Origin of the sequence: Sphingomonas sp. SKA58 (genome assembly GCF_000153545.1) — a bacterium.
Classification (GTDB): domain Bacteria; phylum Pseudomonadota; class Alphaproteobacteria; order Sphingomonadales; family Sphingomonadaceae; genus Sphingobium; species Sphingobium soli.
On the sequence record NZ_CH959306.1, the window covers coordinates 1,664,945 to 1,685,192 of the forward strand.

Sequence of the window (20,248 nt, forward strand, 5' to 3'; positions counted from 1 at the left end):
TGCCCTTTAGGCCCGGCGACGGCGTGACTTGATCGCGGGGTCGGGCCGTCCCGTCCCTTGCAGCGGGCCTGCGGCAATCATATCCGCAATCTGGCCGGCCGGAACCGGCCGGCTGAACAGATACCCCTGGACGTTGGTGAAGCCCGCTTCGCGGGCGTGTCCTAACTGGTCGACCGTCTCGATGCCTTCCGCCACCGTATCCATGGACAGGTCCCGCGCCAGACTGCCGATCGCCTTGACGATGGCGCGGTCTTCTGCATTGGCGCTGACGCCGGCCATGAAGCTCTGGTCGACCTTGAGCGTATCGAAGCGGTAAGATCGCAGATACGCCAGCGACGAATAGCCGGTGCCGAAATCATCCAGTGCCAGCCGCAGCCCGATCCGTTGCAATTCACGCAGGATCGCATTGGTCTGCCCGCTGTCGTCCAGGAAAATGGACTCGGTCACTTCCAGTTCCAGCCGGCGGGCCGAAACGCCGGTTTCCAGCAACGCGGCGATGACATTGCCGGGCAGTTCGGGCGATTTGAGCGATGCCGGCGATATGTTGATCGCCACCCGCACATGCTCGGGCCATTGGGCAGCCACTTCGCATGCCCGGCGCAGCACCCAGCCAGTCATCGCTTCGATCAGGCCCATATTCTCGGCGATCGGTATGAATTCGGAAGGCGGGATCGGCCCCAGCACCGGATGTTCCCAGCGAAGCAGGGCTTCGCAAGCCTCTATATGTCCGCTATTCAGGTCGACGATCGGTTGGAACATAAGGTTTAGCTCTCCGCCCGAAAGCGCCCGGCGCAGGCCGGTTTCAATCTCGTGCAACCGGTTGAAGCGCTCTTTGAGCGACCAGTTGAAACTGGCCGACCGGTTCCTTCCCTGCCCCTTCGCCTCATACAGCGCCAGGTCGGCATGTTGCATCAGCTCGTCCATGTCGCGACCGTCCTGTGGCCCAACGGCATAGCCGACCGAAGCCGTCACCTGGAGGTGGTTTTCACCGATTTCGAAACCATGGGCGAAATAGGACACGATTTCCTGGGCGATGCCGGCGGCGGTCACTCGATCTGTGTCGGAGCAGATCAGGACAAACTCGTCCCCGCCGAACCGCGCGATCTTGCCACGCCCCTGGACCACTTCGGTCAGGCGTTCGGCCACCGCGCGCAGCAGTTGATCGCCGACCATATGACCCAGCGAGTCATTGATCTCCTTGAACCTGTCCAGATCCATCCACAGGATCGCGACCGCGTCGTTGCGCTTTTCATTCGTCTGGAAAATGTCCCGCAAACGCATCTGCATCGCCATGCGGTTTTCAAGGCCGGTCAGGCTGTCGAAACGCGCCAGCCGTTCGAATTTTTCGGCCAGCAGCGACTTGTCGCGCTTCCCGATCAGCGCCTGAACCACGATCCTGTGCGTCGTGGCGCTGATTTCGGCCAGGCCCAGCACCATCATCACCATCGCGACGGACAGGACGCGATAGCCTGTCGATCCTTCCAGCCACAGCCCCGTCGCAGTCGGCAGCAAAGCCAGGCAGACCTGCCCGATGGCGATTTGCACCCGCCCCGCATTCCGGCCCGAAATGCCGCCTGCATAGCCCGTGGCCATCGATACGGTCAGCATATGAATGATGCTGTTCCCCGAATTGATGAGCGACACGAACGCCATGAGCCCCAGCAGGCCTGCGTAGACCCAGGCGCCAAGTTCATAAGCCAGTTCCCAGCCGCGCGAAGCGACGGCCGTGCCCCGCACCAACTGCCTATGAAAGAATATGGCGGACACGACCCGCAGGGTGGCGACCAGGCAAAGCATGGCCACGACCGCGTGAATGGCCCCGCGATCCGTCATACTGGCGACCACCAAACCGACAGCGACGCCCGTTATCGCACCGATGGTCAGGGAAGCGGGCGACGCGTACAGCGATTCAATCAGGCTGGCATGGACGTCAGCATCCTGCGACCGCTTTCCGACGCGTCGTTCCAACAAAGATTTCAAAACGCGCAAAATGGCGGGTCTCCGATTTGGGTCGCCTTTTCGCAATTTCCCTTTATTTTTTGGTTAATCCGGCATCTGGCCTGGATGATTATTCCTGATCCCGATCAAATTTTCCCGGTCATCCGATCATCATCAGGCTGGCATTCCCCCCCGCCGCGGTGGTGTTGATCGACGTCGACACTTCTTCCAGCAGCCAGTCCAGGCAATAGCCTTGACCATGTTCATCGACATGGACCGGGACAATGGGTCCGGGCATGTCGGCGACGCATTGCGCGGTAGCCGCAATCTTGGCGCTGTCGCCTTCGACCAGCGCCGCCGCGAAGGGACCGCTTTCGTTCGTCGAAAAGCATGCGGCCACGTCCTGCGGGAGGTCGGCGGGCAACGTCATCCCCTGTACCACGCCGTGATTGCCGGTCGCCAATATCGCCGCCATCTGCCGGAACAGGCCCTGCCGCGTAGCCGGGCGCATCAACACCCGGCCGCGCGGATGCAACGCGTAAAGATTGCGCTCACCTACTGGGCCTGGCAGCGACAATTCGACCCCCAGGGCCGAAGCATCACCAGTCCGCCGCGCCTGAGCCGCTGCTTCCCCCTCACCCTGGCGGTCCAGCCAGTCGGCAAAGCCATGCAGCGGCGATCGTAGATGCGTTACCCGCTCGGCAAAGACGGGCGGCGTGGTGGTCAGCCGGCCCAGATAGAGCGGGCCACCGGCCTTTGGCCCGGTGCCCGACAAGCCCCGCCCGCCAAAGGGCTGAACCCCGACGATGGCGCCGATGACGTTGCGGTTCACATAGATATTGCCGACCTTTGCCCGGCTTGTGACGCGGGCGATCGTTTCGTCCAGCCGTGTGTGCAGACCGAAGGTCAGGCCATAGCCGGTCGCATTGATCTGATCGACCAGCGCATCCAGTCCTTCCCGCTTGAAGCGCAGCACGTGAAGAACCGGACCGAAGACTTCGCGCTCCAGATCGGCGATGCCGTCGATCTCGATGATCGTTGGCGCGACGAACGTGCCATGCGCGGTTTCAGGCGGCAGGACGCTTTGTTCAACCCCCCGCCCCTTCGCGCGCATCGCGTCGATATGAGCGATAATCCCGTCGCGCGCCTCCGCTGTGATGACCGGCCCGATATCCACGCTCAGCGCATCGGTGCGCCCGATGCGCAATTCGGCCAGCGCGCCCTTCAACATGGTCAGCGTCCGGTCCGCGACATCCTCCTGCAGGCACAAGATGCGCAGCGCCGAACACCGTTGCCCTGCACTGTCGAAGGCAGAGGCTATGACGTCCGCCACCACCTGTTCGGCCAGCGCCGAACTGTCGACGATCATGGCATTCTGGCCGCCCGTTTCAGCGATCAGGGGGATCGGCCGGCCGGCGCGCGACAGCCGCGGCGCAAGCTGGCGCTGGATCAGGCGGGCGACCTCGGTCGACCCGGTGAACATCACCGCCGCCGTTTCCGGGGCCGCGACCAGCGCCGCGCCGATCCCGCCGTCGCCGGGCAGCAGTTGCAGCGCATCGGCAGGCACGCCCGCGTCATGCAGCAATCGCACCGACTCCGCCGCGATCAGGGGCGTTTCCTCGGCAGGCTTGGCCAGCACCGGATTGCCCGCCATCAGTGCGGCGGCAACCTGACCCGTGAATATCGCCAACGGGAAATTCCACGGGCTGATGCACACGACCGGTCCCAGCGACTGCTGCTGTGCGCCAAAGGTCGCGTGCGCCTGCCGAGCGTAATAGCGCAGAAAATCGATCGCCTCCCGCACTTCGGCAATGGCATTGGGCAGCGACTTGCCCGCTTCCCGCACGATGAGGCCGAGCAGGATCGGCATGCGCGCCTGCATCGCGTCGGCCGCCGCTTCCAGCATGGCGGCGCGATCAGACACCGCGCTATTGGGCCAGCGCGACTCCGCAGCGCGGATCACCGCGGCACGCGCATCTGCTTCAGTCGCATCCGTGACCCGGCCGACCACGTCCCGATGATCGGCCGGATTGAATACGGTCCGCGCTGGCCCCGATGCCTTTTCTGGCGCTGCCGTCCATGCGATTTGCGCGCTTTCCCGCAACGCATCGCCAAGCCGCGCCAATTCGGCCTCGTCGCTCAGGTCCAGTCCGTCGGAATTGCGCCGGTCTGGATACAGATCCGCCGGCAGCGCGATCTGGTGGTGCCGCGCGCCCGGATGGGGCATCGCCTTCACCACCTCCGCCGGGTCGGCAATCAGATCGTCGATTGACACGGCCGGATCGGCGATGCGGTTGACGAAACTGCTGTTTGCGCCATTTTCCAGCAAGCGCCGCACCAGATAGGCCAGCAATGTCTCATGCGTGCCGACCGGGGCGTAAATGCGGCAGGGGCGGTTCAGCTTCTCTGCCCCGACCACCTGCTCATAAAGCGGCTCTCCCATGCCGTGCAGGCATTGAAACTCATAATCGCCAACCGAAAAGTCCGGTCCGGCCAGATGATAGATGCTGCTTAGCGTCTGGGCATTATGCGTCGCAAATTGCGGAAACACCACGTCGCGCGCCGCCACCAGCTTGCGGGCACAGGCGATATAGGCGACGTCGGTATGAACCTTGCGCGTATAGACGGGGAAGTCGGGCAGGCCGTCAACCTGCGCCCGCTTGATTTCCGCATCCCAATAGGCGCCCTTGACCAACCGCACCATGATGCGCCGGTCGCTACGTCGCGCCAGGTCGATGATCCAGTCGATCACGAAGGGGCAGCGCTTGCCATAGCCCTGCACCACAAAGCCAAGGCCATTCCAGCCGGCAAGATCGGGATCGCCCGCCAGGCTTTCGAGCAGGTCGAGCGACAATTCCAGCCGGTCGGCTTCTTCCGCATCGATATTGAAACCGATGTCATACCGCTTGGACAGCAGCGCCAATTGCTTCACCGCCGGCAGCAATTCGCCCATCACCCGGTCCGCCTGGGCACGGACATAGCGCGGATGCAGCGCCGACAATTTGATCGAAATGCCCGGCCCGGCATAAATGCCGCGCCCGGCCGACGCCTTGCCAATGGCGTGGATCGCCCGTTCATAATCGGCAAAATAGCGCCTGGCGTCGGCGGCCGTGGTCGCGGCTTCGCCCAGCATATCATAGCTGTAGGCGAAGCCCTTGGCCTCCATCTCCTTCGCGCGCTTCAGCGCCTGCTGGATCGTCTCGCCCGTTACGAATTGTTCGCCCATCATCCGCATGGCCAGATCAACCCCGCGCCGGATCACGGGTTCGCCCGCACGCGCGACCAGCCGCGTCAGCGCTGCGCCCAGTCCCCGATCGTCAACACTGCCGACCAACTTGCCAGTGACCACCAGACCCCATGTCGCGGCATTGACGAACAGCGATTTTTCACCACCCAGATGCGCGCCCCAATCACCGTCGGCGATCTTGTCGCGGATCAACGCGTCGCGCGTCGCCGTATCGGGAATACGCAGCAATGCCTCGGCAAGGCACATCAGCGCCACGCCCTCCTGGCTGGACAGCGCATATTCCTGCACCAGGCCCTCGACACCGCTCCCCTTGCGATTGGCGCGCAATGCGGTGACGAGCTTGCGGGTCGTATCGGCAATCGCATCGCGCATGGCATCGGGCACCGTCGCGGCCGCGATCAATGGCTCCAGCGCCTCCGCCTCGTCGCGCCGATAGGCAGCGGTGATAGCCTGTCGCAACGGCGTAGGCTGGCGGATGGCGGGGGCGAACTGGGCGAAGGGCTTATCGGTCATGCTGGAAGAATATGCTCAAATTGAAGATCGTTCCGCCCTTTGATCAGGTTATTTTCAGGAAATTTGCCTTATTATGCCAATCAGTTTAGCTGATATGGATGAAAAACACGCCAGAAACAGTCGAACTGGACGATTTCGACCGCCGCATGATCGCCGCTCTGGTGGACGATGGCCGCATGACGGTTACGGACCTTGCCGAAGCGGTTGGTCTGTCGAAGACACCGTGTCAGGTCAGGCTGAAGCGGCTCCAGCAAGCCGGCGTCATACGCGGCTTTCGCGCGATCATCGACCCCGCAAAGCTTGGCCTCGACCACATCGCCTTCACCGAAGTCAAATTATCGGATACGCGCGAAGCGGCCCTTCGCGAATTCAACGCCGCTGTCCGCCGTATTGCGGAGGTAGAAGAATGCCACATGCTGGCCAGCAATTTCGATTATCTGCTCAAGGTGCGGACGGCCGATATCCGCCGCTATCGCATCGTGCTGGGCGAAAAGATCAGCGCCCTGCCCCATGTCGCCAGCACATCCACCTTCGTGGCGATGGAAACCGTGATGGAGGCCGGGCATCGCCGGACGAAAAGCGGCCGGTAAGGCGCGATCGCTTTGCAATATGCCATGCAAAGGTCGCAGACCCGAACGTCAATAGCCCGCTTCCACCGCGATCCGGATGGCGTCGGCGGATGTCGAAACACCCAGCCCCTTCTGCAAAGCCGCCTTGTGCATCTTCACCGTCCGTTCCGACAGGCCCAGCGTAAAGGCGATCTGCTTGTTCAATTGACCGGCCGCCATCTGCACCAGCACTTCGTGCTGGCGCCGCGTCAACGCCGCGACGCGGTCGCGCGCCATCATCTGACGGGTCGGCCCCAGCGCCGGATCAGTCACTTCCATCAGAGAGCCCAGGAAATATTTGAGCGTCCCGGAATCATCGAAAATGGGGGCAATCAGAACCGCATTGCGAAAAGGCGCGCCGCCTTTCTTGTAATTCAAAATCTCGACCAGGATCGGTCGCCGGTCGCTGATCGCCGCGCGAATTTGACCCGTAAGTTCCGGTTCGGTGCCCGCGCCGCGCATAAAGCGGCAATTGCGGCCTATCACCTCTTCGCGCCTATAGCCCGTCAACGCCAGAAAGGCGGAATTGCACTCGATCACGGGCGTATCGGCGGTGGACGGATCGCAAATCAACGCCGCGATCGGGCTTGCCGCGATCAAGTCGGACAGGGGCGTCCCATGCGCTATCAGTTCCATTCCCGTCATGACGACACCGACATAAAGCAAACACGGGCCCCATTTCAACTGAACTCCGTCGGCAGCGCGGAGCGCCTTGGAGGTCGCTGGACGGCCGGGCGGAAAGTCCATTTCGGACCATCATCAATATTCCCGGACTGCAATTTCCTAATACTCTTCACGGACCAGATGCGTCGTCGAAAACATCGACAGGCACACCGGCCCCAGTGGGAGATATATGATGGCGATCCTCAATCTCGACCTTCTGAACAGCGATCAGACGATCAACAGTGACAATGCGGACGACACCAATACTGTCAATATTGTGGCGCTTGGCACGCATACTCTGACCGTGGACGGGGTCAGTGCGACCGTTTCCGGGCTGGCGGGGGTCCAGGCGGCCTCTTCGCCGACCTTTTCGGCGGTGAATGACGGCAATCTCACGATCGATTATGGCGCGCTGGGCGCCAATACCCTGTCTGGCGTCACTTATAATGTCGGCGACACATCAAACATATCGGTCCAGGGGCCGTCGGTTCTGGGGCTCAACCTTGGCGCTCAGACCATTAATTTCTCCGGCAATGGCGCCGGGTCCTTCACCTATGACAAGGGGCTGATCGACAGCGTCTCTTCCTTCGACGTGAACGGCTTCGACTGGGGGGACAGCGTTGGCGTCGATGGGTATGAATTTGACAGTTTCGACTATGATTCCGTTTCGGGCAGCGCGACGCTCGTGCTGACGAACGGCGCATTGATCGGCGAACAGACTGTCACCTTTAATATGACCGGCGTCGATCCTGAACTGGCGGCGGCAATCCTCGCCGATCCGGCGAGCTTCGTGGACAGCACCGGCCAGTTCGTGGCTCCGGTCTGCTTCCTGCGCGGAACGATGATTGACACCGATCAGGGGGAGATCGCGGTGGAGGACATCAAGGCCGGCGATCGCGTCCTTTGCCGCGGCGGCCTGCGCACAGTGCGCTGGGTAGGCCACCGCCATGATTGGGTCGATCGCATCCCGCAGGCGCATCTTGACGATATGTGGCCCATCCTGATCGAAGCCAATGCCATCAGCGACGCCGTGCCCAGCAGGGATATCCGCGTTTCGCCATGGCATCATCTTTATGTCGATGGTCTGCTGGTGCGGGCAAAGGATCTGGTCAATGGCGCCACCATCCGCCCGGACAAGAGCCTCAAACGCATATCCTATCATCACATTGAATTGGACCAGTTCGATGTGATCCGCGCGCACGGCATCTATTCGGAAAGCTATACCGATGGCGGCAATCGGGACTTTTTCCACAATACGTCCGTCACCCGTATGACCGCGCAGCCACAGCCCCGGCGGGATGGCAGCCGCCCGGGATTCCATGCGGTGCGCGACGCCAGGACCATAAGCGCGATGCAGAAGCGCCTCGCCGACCGGGCATCGCTTATCGCCGCCGAAACCAAACAGGCGCGCCGCGTCGCCTGACCCCGAGTGCCCGCGCCGCCGTGGTGGCGCGGGCATCCCATGACCTGCGCCTGCGGGCTGCAAAGGCCAATTCTCATGTATCAGCCCGCTGCGGACCAGTTTGACGATCAGGCAACGGCCGATGCCGAACCCACCGCCCACGCGCGTCGCGCTGGCATATCGCCCAAACGACTGATCGCAGGGACGACGCTGGTCGCCTATCCCGACTATCGCGCCACCAATCCTTACCAGGATGGGTTGTACCACTCCTTCGGAGCTGACCTGCGCGTTGAATATGGTCCGATCCAGCACGCCATCGACTTGATCGAGCGCTCCTCTGGCAGCCAGCCCGTATTGTTTCACCTGCACTGGCCCGACCCGCTTTTCGCCGACTGCACCGATCGGTTCGACTACCAGATCCGCGCGAGTGAGTTCCTGCACGCCATCCGCCTCTTTCAGGCGCGTGGCGGCGCGTTCCTATGGACGGTGCACAACAGCCTGCCGCATGAACCCATTTTCGAGGATCTGGCGCTGCATTTCCACGCGCGTCTGGCGGCCGCCGCGAACGTCATCCATGTGCATAGTGACGCAGCCATTGCCGAATTGCGCCGCCACTATGCGGTCGACGAAAACAAATGCATCGTTGCCCCCCATGGCAGCTATGAAGGCTGTTATGGCCGCGCCTTCGACACCCATCAAAGCCGTCAGCTGTTGGGATTGGAAAAGGTCGAAACGCTGATCCTGTGCTTCGGTCAGATCCGTTCCTACAAGGGCGTTGACGGGCTGGTCCGGGCCTTTCACGGGCTTGCCGCCCGACCAGACCGCGACCATGTCCACCTGCTGATCGCGGGCAAGGTCATGGGCGACTTTACCCCCGCCCACGCCCGCCTTCTGGAGGAAGCGCATCCCCAAATCCATGTGATGGACGGCTTTGCGCCCGACGCCAAATTGCCGCTGCTCTTCGGCGCCGCCGATGTCATCGCCCTGCCCTATCGGCAAACGCTGACCTCCGGTGCGCTGATGCTCGCGGCGCTCTATGGCAAGCCTGTGGTTGCGCCCCGTCTCCCGGCGCTGGACGCAGTCGACGCGATCGGGCTGGGCGTCCGATATGATCCTGAAGCCCCCGACGCACTGGAAAGCGCCCTTGATCGCGCGTTGCGCCTGGGCGATCGCCAAAGAGGGGCGATACGTCGCGCCGGTCGCACCTGGTCGAAGGCAATGTCGTGGGACCAGGTCAGTGCTGGCTTTCACAATGCCATTGCGGAGCGGCTCACGCCCGATTCTCGGCCTGTCGAGATAGACGGCGAGCTACGAACCCTGTCGGTGTTGCGACGGCCCCAACCGGAAAGGTCTTTGCTGGCGATCGGCCTGGTGAGCAATGGTGGCCAAGACAATCTTGCCGCGCAGCTGACAGCATTGGCGAAGCTGCAAGCCGGGCGTCCGCACGTCTATCTGTTCGACTGCAATCCCCGGCATCGTCCCGATTTTGGGCTGCATGCGCGAGTCGATACCCTGCTGTCGATCGACGCGCCTATCGGGTTTGCCGCCGCGGCCAATAGGATGCTGGCACGCATGCGCGCGGACGGATGCGAACAGGCCTTGCTGCTCGATCCCACGCTGCATCTGGATGGCGATGCGCTGGACCATCTCCTGGCGCATCCCCGCCCGGACGCGATGGTGGCGCCCCTGACGCTCGGCGACAATGGCCACGTCGCTGCCGGCGGCTATCGTTGCTGCACCCAGTCCGATGGCCATGTGCATTTGGAGCCAATATTGGTTGGCGAAGATCCCCTGCTGGATCGCAGAGCCTATAAGGCGCAGGCGTCCCCCGCCCCGCTGCTGATACCACTCAGCCTGCTCGATCGCGTCGGCTTCCTCCCGGAAAATGCGGTCACGGCGCAGGCGATCATGGACTGGACCCTGCGCGCCACGCGCCAGGGCATTCCCCTCGTCATAGAGCCATCAAGTCAGGCGCGGCCGGCCGTTGCTGACAATGCGTCACTCTTCCCCGGCATCGAAACCCTCTATCATGATGTCCGTGCGCAGGTTCAGCGGGCCCTGGCCCTTGCCTCACCGGCCGCGCGCGCAAGTCCCCGACTGGTCGCCGATCATGTCGAGCGGCGGCATATCGCGCCACTGCGCAAAGGCCTCGCCAAATCCCATACCGACCTGCTCCCGCTTTTCGATCGCTGCGTTCGGGCAGGCGTCGAAGACGGCATGGCCGGGGTCACGGAAATGGTCTACGTGCCGGCACGGATCGACGCGGTCGCGCTGACGACCGAGGCGGCGTGCGAAGGTCGCATCGACCGAAAAAATGCTGCGCACCTGACCGGCTGGGCCGTAGAGCGTGGCAAAGACGGGACCCCCTGGCGTCCTGCCGCGCTTTGGCTGTTTCAAAATGGTCGGCCGCTCAAGCGCATCCTGCCACATCTGGACAGGGCCGATCTGGTCGCGGCAGGCTATGGAAGCGCGGCGGGCTTCGACTTTGCGATTCCGCGATCCCGTGATGGAGAACGCGCGCGCTTCGATCTTCGCTACGCCGCCAACGGCCGGCGCGTGCCCGTTTCGACAAGTCTCAAGGGCGATATCTGGCATATGTCGCCGCCTGCCACGACGGGCGTGAAGCCACGATTGAAGGCGATGCTGGAAAGCGTCGGCGATGGCCAACTCAAGGGCTGGGCGCTCGACCTTGCTCATCCCGACATTGCCCTTGCGCTCGACATATTCGTCGACAACGAACTGGCCGCGCGCGACGTCATGGCCGAAAATGACCGTCCTGACCTTCGCCGCGCGGGTCTGGGGGATGGTCGCCACGGCTTCAGCCTTCACCTTCCCAATCGCTTTCTGTTACGCGAAAGCCTGTCGATCGAACTGCGCCTGGCAGGAACCGCGACCAGCCTGACAAAGAAAAGTCTGGCGGTCGCCAATGATCCCCGCGGTTTTTCGCCCTATGTCTCGCTAAGCGACCATCTGCGATGGGGCTTTTGTGAAGACCGAATGGGTGCGGGTCATGCAGACCATGCGCTGACGCTGCTCAGCCAGCTGGAATTGCAAAAACGCTTGCTGGTGGCGCGGGCGCAGGAGGCACAGGCCGACACATTCGTTTCGATCATCATGCCGGTGCTGAACCGCGCGGCCATCATCGGCGACGCCATCGCATCGGTATTGGCCCAGAGCCACGCGCATTTCGAACTCATCATCATCGATGACGGCAGCACCGACGACCTTCCCTCCGCTCTCGAACGATATCCCGATCCGCGCATCCTGCTGATTTCAAACGCCCGTAGCGAACGCGTATCCGCCGCCCGCAACCGAGGGCTGGACCGGGCATCTGGTGAGATCATCGCCTATCTCGATTCCGACAATAGCTGGGACCCCGACTATCTGGCCGTCATGGTCAACGCCCTGGCTGACCATCGCGGCCATGCCTGCGCCTATGCCGGGCAATCCATATTTCAGGCCGTGACCAGCGCGGATGGCGCCGGACAGGAAGAACGCCGGGCCATCCGCCTTTGCCCCTTCAACCGCAGCCGCCTGGAAGAACGCAATTATATCGACCTCAATATCTTCGTGCATCGCCGCCATCTGGTGGCACTGCATGGCGGCTTTGACAAATCCCTGCACCGGCTGGTCGATTGGGACCTGATCCTGCGGTATACGCCCGAGAGCCCGCCGTTGATGGTGCCAGCACTGCTCGGCACCTATCGCGCAGGGGCGGCCGACAACCAGATTACCGCGACGGAAGATTTCGCCCGCAACCGCCGCCGGCTTCGCATCGTCAGTCCGGCCAGCCGGATTGCGGGCAGCACGCAGGAACCAAGGCCGCTGGACATGCTCGTAAACGCCCGGTCATCGGCGGATCTGTCGGCCTGGGCGGTCGCCAACGCACGGCTGCGCGCGTCGGCCACCGGCATGGTCGCGGGCGTCTGGATGGAGGACGGCCGTACATTTGGCGCGTGGATCGATCCGCAAACGGGACAACTGGGTGATGCAACAATAGTCGACAGGATCGGCGCCCTGCTTCGCGACAATGAAATGGACAGGCCGATGCTCATCATCGATAGCGCGCATGTGCTCAGTGCCGACTGGGCGAGCGCACTCGATCGCATATCGCCCGCGCGCAGCTATGCCGCCGCGACGGGCAGGCTTTACGGCCCATTGCGGCGGGGACGGTTTGGCAGCCTTTATCACGACATGACCCCCGAACGGATCAGCGCCGCCATTATCGAATGGAGCCTTGGCCCAGCGCTGCACGGCCAGTCCGTCGACCGCCCCCCAAAAGAATATGTCTTCATTCCAGGCGAACATATAAACCGCCTGAAGCTGTCCGCTTCGCTGTCCCGGTCCACTCCAGATATGCTGGACCATTATTTCGACTCCTTCGCGACGGAGCCGGTGTCCAGCCTTTATCTGCCCGACCTCATCGCCTGTCATCGCGATGATATTCCGCCCTGGGCCTGACGCCCCCGGTTAGCTTATTGAAGTCTTTACCCCGCCAGGGGTAGGAGAACGCAATCCTCCTTCACTGGAACCTGCGATGCGTCTCCTGCCTGCCCTGCCCTTGCTGCTGCTAGTCGCCCTGCCCCAGCCGGCCTTTGCTCAGGTCGCAGCGGCAGACAGCGGCGACACGGCATGGACACTGACCTGTTCCATCCTTGTGCTGGCCGCGGCGCTGCCTGGCGTGATGCTGCGTCATGCCGGGCTTGTGAATGTCCGCAACGCACTGTCGGTGATGGCGCAGGGAACTGCGGTAGTGGCGATCGTTTCGCTGGCATGGGCGATCGCGGGCTACAGCCTGATCTATGCACCCGGCGGCGGATGGATCGGCGGGACTACCAATCTGATGCTCGCTAATCTTGCGGCGCTGCGCGACGGGCTGACAATCCCGGAATCGGCGTTCGTCCTCTTCCAGATGGCCGGCGCATTGATTGCCGTATCGCTGCTGGTTGGCGCCGTTGCGGAACGCACACGTTTGGCCTGGTTCATGGGCTTTGCCCCTTTATGGTTGCTGATGGTCTATGTGCCCATCACTCATGCGATTTGGGCGGGCGGCTGGCTCGCGCAACTGGGCGTCATGGACTTTGCCGGCAGCCTCGTCGTCCACGCTTCGGCGGGCTGGTCCGCGCTGGCCCTTGCACTGATCGTCGGCGCTCGGCGGCAGCCTCCCGCCGCTGGCCACAGCCCGGTGCTGGCTCTGGCGGGCGGCGGGTTGCTGTGGATCGGTCTGTCTGGACTGGTCGGCGGCTGGGCACTGGGCGCAACCGATGATGCGGCCACCGCGCTCCTCAACCATCATTTCGCCGCCTGCGGCGGCGCGCTGCTCTGGATCGCGACTGATCGCCTGCTTGGCGCGCGCAGCAGCGCCACTGGCGCGATGGCGGGCGCGCTTGCCGGCATCGCCGCCATCGCCGCCTCGGCCGCATTGGTGGGAAGCGGCGGCGCAATGCTCATCGGCGGGATCGCCGCTCTCTTATCCCGCCTGGGCTTGGCCGTTACGCAACGCTGGATCGACGATGCGGCGCAGATTTTCGTCATCCACGGCGTTGGCGGCCTGACCGGGGCGCTTTTGCTGCCGTTTGGCGTCCTGCCGCTACTGGGGGGCGTAGGTTTCGAAGCGGGCATCAGCCTCACCGACGCGATCGTCGGCCAGCTCATCGGCATCATCGTCGTCGCGTTCTGGGCCATGGCGGGGAGCGCAATCGTCGCTCTGGCCATCTCGGTGATCATCCCGATGCGCGTTGCCGAACCGGTCGAGAATGAGGGGCTGGACGCTGCGCATCATGGCGAACAGAGCTGGGACTTCCGCTAAAGTCATGACCATCGCGGTCGGCATCTTCGCGCATCAGGAGGAGCGGCGGATCACCGCCTGTCTCGCATCGCTGCCGCTGGACCGACCGGACACGATTTTTCATGTCCTTATCAATGGGACGACGGACGGGACAGTCGATCGCGCCAAGGCAACCGCTGGCGGCCGAAACAATGTCATCGTCCACGACATTGCGCAGGGTGGAAAATCGCGAACCTGGAATCATTTTGTCCACGACCTGCTGAACGGCAAAGAGACAGTGATCGTCTTCATGGACGGCGACGCGGAAATCGCCCCCGGTTCGATCGACGCGCTCGTCGCTGCTCTTGCAAGTCATCCTTCTGCCAATGCAGCCGCCGGCATGCCGATGAACGGCCGCAAAGTGGAAATGTATCGCGCAGGCCTGCGCGCCGAAGGCGGCCTATTCGGGGACCTTTATGCCCTGTCGGGTCGCTTCGTCGCGGCTATTCGGGCCAAGGGTATTCGCCTGCCCGATGACCTCATTGGCGACGATGGAATGGTCGCGGCCTGGGCGCACACCGACCTGGAGGCAGACAGCCAATGGGAGCATGACCGGGTCATTGCCTGCGAAGAAGCAGGGTTTGTAGCGGAACAGGTCAGACTCTGGCGACCATCGACCTGGATCATGCAATATAAGCGGCTGATCAACTATTCGGTGCGCTTCTATCAGAACCGGATCGTGTCCGACATCATGGCGCGTGAAGGCCCCGGCGGCCTGCCCCGCAGACTTGCAAGCCTCTATGGCCAATGGCTGCCACGCTGGCGGCCGCGGCCCGGTTTGACGGGCTGGTTCGATCGCAAGGCGCTCGCGCGGATGCGCAAGGCAGTGCAAGGCTGAAACGGATCGCGCCGCTCGGACCCGGTGATCCGAGCGGCGCGCACGGCCCCTGCCGCTTTGGCTTTACGCTTTAGCGGTCGCGGCCTGCCAGTTCCTTGTTGATATACAGCGCCACCATGGTCGCGATCGCGCCCGAAAGCAGGTACACGCCAGAAGCGGCCAGGCCGAACTTGACCGACAGCAGCAAGGCCACGAGCGGGGCAAAGCCCGCACCGACCAGCCACGCCAGGTCGGACGTCAGCGCGGAGCTGGTATAGCGCGCCTCCGTCGCGAAGTTGGACGCGACCACGCCGGAAGACTGGCCAAATGCCAGGCCAAGCAGCATGAAACCCAGGATCATGAAGGCGACTTCGCCCAGATCACCCCCGTTGAGCAACAGCGGCGCCATGAGCGCGAAGACCGCGATCCCGCCGGCCGACCAGCCCAGCAGCGAGCGCCGCCCGATCTGGTCGGCAACGAAACCCGAAACGACGATCGCCAACAGGCCCACCGCAGCCCCGATCATCTCGATCACCAGGAAGCGCTCGATCGGCTGATCGGTATAGAGCGCGATCCAGGACAGCGGAAACACTGTCACCATGTGGAACAGGGCGAAACTGGCGAGCGGCGCAAAGGCGCCGATGACGATGTTGCGGCCTTCGCGCTTGACGGTCGGGAGAACCGGCGAGGGAACCAGATCGCGCTGCTCGAACAAGCGTTCAAATTCATGGGTCACGACGATGCGCAGGCGCGCAAAAAGGGCCACCACGTTGATCGCGAACGCGACGAAGAAGGGGTAGCGCCAGCCCCAGCTGAGGAAATCGGCTTTCGACAGGGTGAGCAGGAAGAAGGCGAACAGGCCGCTCGCCACCAGCAGCGCCAGGGGCGCGCCTAGCTGCGGCACCATGGCGTACCATCCGCGCTGATGCTGCGGCGCGTTGAGCGAAAGGAGCGAGGCGAGGCCATCCCATGTGCCGCCAAGCGCAAGGCCCTGCGCCGCCCGTAAAATGACAAGGACGACCGCGGCATAATGGCCAATCGTCTCATATCCTGGTAGGAAGGCGATCGCCACGGTGGAGCTGCCAAGCAGGAACAAGGCGGCGGTAAGCTTCGTGCCGCGACCATAGCGACGGTCGATCGCCATGAAGATCAGCGATCCGATCGGCCGTGTGATGAAAGCGACCGCAAAGATAGCGAAGGAATAGAGCGTCCCGGTCAGCGCATCGACATAAGGGAAGACCAGGCTGGGGAACACGATCACCGAAGCGATGGCGTAAACGAAGAAGTCGAAAAATTCGGAGGTGCGACCGATGATCACACCGATGGAAATATCCCCCGGCGCAACCTTGTGGTCGCGCGCATTGATCCTGCGCGCGTCATCCTCAAGTGACGTGGAGGTGAAGGCTATGGCCCCTGAACTCATCTACATCCGCTCCTTGGCTGGGCCGCCGGTGCGGTATGCTCGTCTTCCAGCGGCCAGGGAATGGCAACATAACAGAAAACCGACAGAGTCTAAGCAGTATCCCAGGCCAGACAGAATTTTTGCGCCTGCACAGCTTTGGACAAATTGCCCACTGGCCGACTCAGACGTGACAGGCTAGGCGCGCGCCATGTCACAGCCACACTCTCCGCTAAGGATCAGGCTTTTGCGCTGGTCCGCTCCGATTCTGGCAGCGCCGCTCGCGGGCTGTAACTGGGTCGTGATGAACCCGTCGGGCGATATTGCACTGCAACAGCGCGACCTGATCCTGATTTCGACGGCACTGATGCTGCTGATCGTGCTGCCGGTCATGGCCCTCGTCGTCGTCTTCGCCATGCGCTATCGCGCGACCAACAAGGCGACCGACGCGGACTATGATCCCGACTGGGATCACAGCACCAAGCTGGAACTGCTGATCTGGTCGGCGCCGTTGCTGATCATCATCGCGCTGGGCGCGCTGACCTGGGTCAGCACGCACAAGCTGGACCCCTATCGGCCGCTCGACCGGATCGACGCGAAGACCGCTGTCGACCCGAAGGTCAAGCCGATGACGGTGGAGGTCGTCGCGCTCGACTGGAAATGGCTGTTCATCTATCCCGACCTTGGCGTTGCGACCGTCAACGAACTGGTTCTGCCCACCAATGTGCCGGTGCGTTTCGACATCACCGCATCGACTGTCATGAACAGCTTTTACGTTCCTGAACTGGCGGGCCAGATTTACGCGATGCCGGGGATGAAGACGCAGCTGCATGCCGTCGCCAACAAGCCCGTCACGGGCACCGGCTTTTCCGCCAATTATTCGGGCGCGGGCTTCACCCATATGCGCTTCGCGTACAAGGCAATGGACCAGGCCGGGTTCGACGCCTGGGCGGCGCAGGTCAGGGCCAGCAAGGTCTCGCTCGATCGCAATGTCTATCTGGCCCTCGCCAGGCCCAGCGAAAAGGCCCCGGTCGCCTATTTCGGCGCGACCGACCCCAAGCTGTTCGATGCCATCGTCAACCTGTGCCCCAAGCCCGGCCAGCGTTGCATGAGCGAGCTTATGCACGTCGACATGATGGGCGGTGCAGGCAAGGAATCGGCGCACGACACGCAGGGCCTGCAATATGACTTCCCCAACAGCCATGTGATCGAACAGAGCGACCAGAATAAGGGGCAGGAAACCGCCCCCGACGCGCCTGGCGCACCCGGTCCGCACCACGAACCGGCGAACGACCACAGCAACCACAGCGGCGCTGACGCGCACGCGCAGCATCGGTAAGGCCCATGACTGGTACACTCACAACAACCCAGATGATCTTCGGTCGTCTGACCTGGGACAGTTTCCCATGGCATGAACCGATCGTCGTCGCGACCTTCTGCGCCGTCGTCCTGGGCGGCGCGGCGGTGGTCGGCGCGCTCACTTATTTCCGCCTGTGGGGCTATCTCTGGAAGGAATGGTTCACCAGCGTCGATCACAAGAAGATCGGCATCATGTACATGGTGCTGGGCCTCATCATGTTCCTGCGCGGCTTTGCCGACGCCATCATGATGCGCCTGCAACAGGCCTGGGCCTTCAACGGTTCCGAAGGCTATCTGAACGCCCACCATTATGACCAGGTGTTCACCGCGCACGGCGTCATCATGATCTTCTTCGTGGCCATGCCCTTCATCACGGGCCTCATGAACTATATCGTCCCGCTCCAGATCGGCGCGCGCGACGTCAGCTTCCCCTTCCTCAACAATTTCAGCTTCTGGATGACGACGGGCGGCGCGGTGCTGGTGATGTGTTCGCTGTTCCTGGGCGAATTCGCCCAGACCGGGTGGCTCGCCTATCCCCCCCTGTCGGGCATAGACTACAGCCCGGCCACCGGCGTCGACTATTATATCTGGGCGCTGCAGGTGGCGGGCGTCGGCACGACATTATCGGGCATCAACCTGATCGCGACCATCGTCAAGATGCGCGCGCCGGGCATGAGTCTCATGAAGATGCCCGTCTTCACCTGGACGTCGCTGTGCGCGAACGTGCTGATCGTCGCATCCTTCCCGATCCTGACCGCCACCTTGGTCCTGCTCTCGCTCGACCGCTATGTTGGCACAAACTTCTTCACGAACGACTTCGGCGGCAACCCGATGATGTACGTGAACCTGATCTGGATCTGGGGTCATCCCGAAGTCTACATCCTCATCCTGCCGCTCTTCGGCGTCTTCTCGGAAGTCGTGTCGACCTTCTGTAGCAAGCGCCTGTTCGGCTATACCTCCATGGTCTACGCCACCTGCACGATCATGGTGCTCTCCTACCTTGTCTGGCTGCACCACTTCTTCACCATGGGATCGGGCGCCAGCGTCAACAGCTTCTTCGGCATCACGACGATGATCATCTCGATCCCGACGGGTGCCAAGCTGTTCAACTGGCTCTTCACCATGTATCGCGGCCGCATCCGGTTCGAATTGCCGATGATGTGGGCGGTTGCCTTCATGCTGACCTTCACCGTCGGTGGCATGACCGGCGTCCTGCTTGCGGTGCCGCCTGCGGACTTCGTGCTCCACAATTCCCTGTTCCTGATCGCACACTTCCATAATGTGATCATCGGCGGCGTGCTGTTCGGCCTGTTCGCGGCGATCAACTATTGGTGGCCCAAGGCGTTCGGTTTCCGCCTGAACCAGTTCTGGGGCAAGGTCAGCTTCTGGTGCTGGAACATCGGGTTCTGGCTGGCCTTCGGTCCGCTCTATGTCCTGGGCCTGATGGGCGTCACCCGCCGCATGCGCGTGTTCGATGATCCGTCGCTGCAAATCTGGTTCGTCATCGCCGCGATCGGCGCCGCCATCATCGCAGCGGGCATCGGCGCCATGCTCATCCAGTTCGCCTGGTCGATCTGGAAGCGCAAGGAACTGGCGGTCGAGGGCGACCCCTGGGATGGCCGCACGCTCGAATGGGCGACCAGCTCGCCACCGCCGGAATATAATTTCGCCTTCACGCCGGTCGTCCACGACGCCGACAGCTGGGCGGATATGAAGAAGCACGGCTATCAGCGCCCGGTCACCGGCTTCAAGGCGATCCACATGCCCAGCAGCACCGGCACCGGCGTCATCCTCGCCGCCCTGTCGACGCTCTGCGGCTTTGCCCTCATCTGGTACATCTGGTGGCTGGCAGGGCTTGGCTTCATCGGCATCGTGGCGGTCGCGATCGCCCATACCTTCAACTACAAGCGCGACTTCTACATTCCCGTAGAGGAAGTGACGCGCACCGAGGAAGAGCGTACGCGCATCCTCGCGGCGGGAGTCTGATCCATATGAGCAGCGCAACTGCAAACGCGCCGACGGAGCCTCGGGCCTATCATCTGCCCGAGGAACCCCACCTCCACGAAGGCCACAGCACCATGCTGGGCTTCTGGATGTATCTGATGAGCGACTGCCTCATCTTCGCCATCCTGTTCGCCACCTATGCGGTGCTCGGCGGCAGCTATGCCGGCGGGCCGGGTCCCAAGGACCTGTTCGATCTCAACCTCATCGCGCTCAACACCGCGATGCTGCTGTTTTCATCCATCACCTACGGCTTTGCCATGCTGGCGATGGAAAAGAACCGCATCAGCGCGACGCAGGGCTGGCTGTTCGTCACCCTGTTGTTCGGCGGCGCCTTCCTCTTCATCGAACTCTATGAATTTTCGCACCTGATCCATGAAGGCGCGGGTCCGACGCGATCGGCCTTCCTGTCGTCCTTCTTCACGCTGGTCGGCACGCACGGCCTGCACGTCACCTTCGGATCGATCTGGCTGG

General features: G+C 62.7%; 12 protein-coding genes. 8 read left to right on the top strand and 4 right to left on the bottom strand.

From position 1 onward, the window contains the following. Positions 1-6: 6 nt before the first annotated feature. Complete coding sequence (locus SKA58_RS08585) at positions 7-1,968, bottom strand: putative bifunctional diguanylate cyclase/phosphodiesterase (RefSeq protein ID WP_009822008.1); 1,962 nt, start codon at positions 1,966-1,968, stop codon at positions 7-9. Positions 1,969-2,098: 130 nt separating this feature from the next. Then, complete coding sequence (gene putA, locus SKA58_RS08590; protein ID WP_009822009.1) at positions 2,099-5,698, bottom strand: trifunctional transcriptional regulator/proline dehydrogenase/L-glutamate gamma-semialdehyde dehydrogenase; 3,600 nt, start codon at positions 5,696-5,698, stop codon at positions 2,099-2,101. Between the two features lie 98 nt (positions 5,699-5,796). Between putA and SKA58_RS08595 the strand changes: the two genes are divergently transcribed. After that, positions 5,797-6,288 (top strand): Lrp/AsnC family transcriptional regulator, encoded by a 492-nt coding sequence (locus tag SKA58_RS08595; RefSeq protein WP_009822010.1) that lies wholly within the window; start codon positions 5,797-5,799, stop codon positions 6,286-6,288. Positions 6,289-6,336: 48 nt separating this feature from the next. On the opposite strand, the gene SKA58_RS08600 is transcribed toward SKA58_RS08595, so the two are convergent. Further along, positions 6,337-6,951, bottom strand: coding sequence for a PAS domain-containing protein (locus tag SKA58_RS08600; RefSeq protein ID WP_232209385.1), 615 nt, complete (start codon positions 6,949-6,951; stop codon positions 6,337-6,339). A 208-nt stretch (positions 6,952-7,159) separates the two neighbouring features. Here SKA58_RS08600 and SKA58_RS19130 point away from each other — a divergent pair, with 208 nt between their 5' ends. The 4 genes from SKA58_RS19130 (at position 7,160) to SKA58_RS08620 (ending at position 15,036) form a co-directional block, all read left to right on the top strand. Beyond that, a complete protein-coding gene (locus SKA58_RS19130) occupies positions 7,160-8,392 on the top strand; it encodes a Hint domain-containing protein (RefSeq protein ID WP_009822012.1) in 1,233 nt (410 codons plus the stop codon). Between the two features lie 75 nt (positions 8,393-8,467). Further along, on the top strand, positions 8,468-12,832 hold the full coding sequence (locus SKA58_RS08610) for a glycosyltransferase (RefSeq protein ID WP_009822013.1): 4,365 nt from the start codon (positions 8,468-8,470) through the stop codon (positions 12,830-12,832). A 76-nt stretch (positions 12,833-12,908) separates the two neighbouring features. After that, positions 12,909-14,180 (top strand): ammonium transporter, encoded by a 1,272-nt coding sequence (locus tag SKA58_RS08615; protein ID WP_009822014.1) that lies wholly within the window; start codon positions 12,909-12,911, stop codon positions 14,178-14,180. A gap of 4 nt (positions 14,181-14,184) precedes the next feature. Continuing rightward, positions 14,185-15,036 (top strand): glycosyltransferase family 2 protein, encoded by an 852-nt coding sequence (locus SKA58_RS08620; RefSeq protein ID WP_009822015.1) that lies wholly within the window; start codon positions 14,185-14,187, stop codon positions 15,034-15,036. 70 nt (positions 15,037-15,106) lie between these two features. On the opposite strand, the gene SKA58_RS08625 is transcribed toward SKA58_RS08620, so the two are convergent. Continuing rightward, positions 15,107-16,438, bottom strand: coding sequence for an MFS transporter (locus SKA58_RS08625; RefSeq protein ID WP_009822016.1), 1,332 nt, complete (start codon positions 16,436-16,438; stop codon positions 15,107-15,109). 187 nt (positions 16,439-16,625) lie between these two features. On the opposite strand from SKA58_RS08625, the gene cyoA reads away from it, so the two are divergent. From cyoA to SKA58_RS08640, 3 genes are all read left to right on the top strand, one after another. Continuing rightward, entirely contained in the window at positions 16,626-17,753 is a 1,128-nt protein-coding gene (gene cyoA, locus SKA58_RS08630; RefSeq protein WP_083784864.1) for a ubiquinol oxidase subunit II, read from the top strand. A gap of 5 nt (positions 17,754-17,758) precedes the next feature. Next, positions 17,759-19,759, top strand: a complete 2,001-nt coding sequence (gene cyoB, locus SKA58_RS08635; RefSeq protein WP_037542334.1) for a cytochrome o ubiquinol oxidase subunit I — start codon at positions 17,759-17,761, stop codon at positions 19,757-19,759. A 5-nt stretch (positions 19,760-19,764) separates the two neighbouring features. Continuing rightward, a partial coding sequence (locus tag SKA58_RS08640) for a cytochrome c oxidase subunit 3 (protein ID WP_009822019.1) occupies positions 19,765-20,248 on the top strand: 484 nt, incomplete at its 3' end.

Excerpts from the sequence above, each read along its gene's own strand:
- putA (WP_009822009.1), bottom strand. The coding sequence starts at position 5,698 with ATGACCGATAAGCCCTTCGCCCAGTTCGCCCCCGCCATCCGCCAGCCT.
- SKA58_RS08595 (WP_009822010.1), top strand. The coding sequence starts at position 5,797 with ATGAAAAACACGCCAGAAACAGTCGAACTGGACGATTTCGACCGCCGC.
- SKA58_RS08600 (WP_232209385.1), bottom strand. The coding sequence starts at position 6,951 with ATGACGGGAATGGAACTGATAGCGCATGGGACGCCCCTGTCCGACTTG.
- SKA58_RS19130 (WP_009822012.1), top strand. The coding sequence starts at position 7,160 with ATGATGGCGATCCTCAATCTCGACCTTCTGAACAGCGATCAGACGATC.
- SKA58_RS08610 (WP_009822013.1), top strand. The coding sequence starts at position 8,468 with ATGTATCAGCCCGCTGCGGACCAGTTTGACGATCAGGCAACGGCCGAT.
- SKA58_RS08615 (WP_009822014.1), top strand. The coding sequence starts at position 12,909 with ATGCGTCTCCTGCCTGCCCTGCCCTTGCTGCTGCTAGTCGCCCTGCCC.
- SKA58_RS08620 (WP_009822015.1), top strand. The coding sequence starts at position 14,185 with ATGACCATCGCGGTCGGCATCTTCGCGCATCAGGAGGAGCGGCGGATC.
- SKA58_RS08625 (WP_009822016.1), bottom strand. The coding sequence starts at position 16,438 with ATGAGTTCAGGGGCCATAGCCTTCACCTCCACGTCACTTGAGGATGAC.
- cyoA (WP_083784864.1), top strand. The coding sequence starts at position 16,626 with ATGTCACAGCCACACTCTCCGCTAAGGATCAGGCTTTTGCGCTGGTCC.
- cyoB (WP_037542334.1), top strand. The coding sequence starts at position 17,759 with ATGACTGGTACACTCACAACAACCCAGATGATCTTCGGTCGTCTGACC.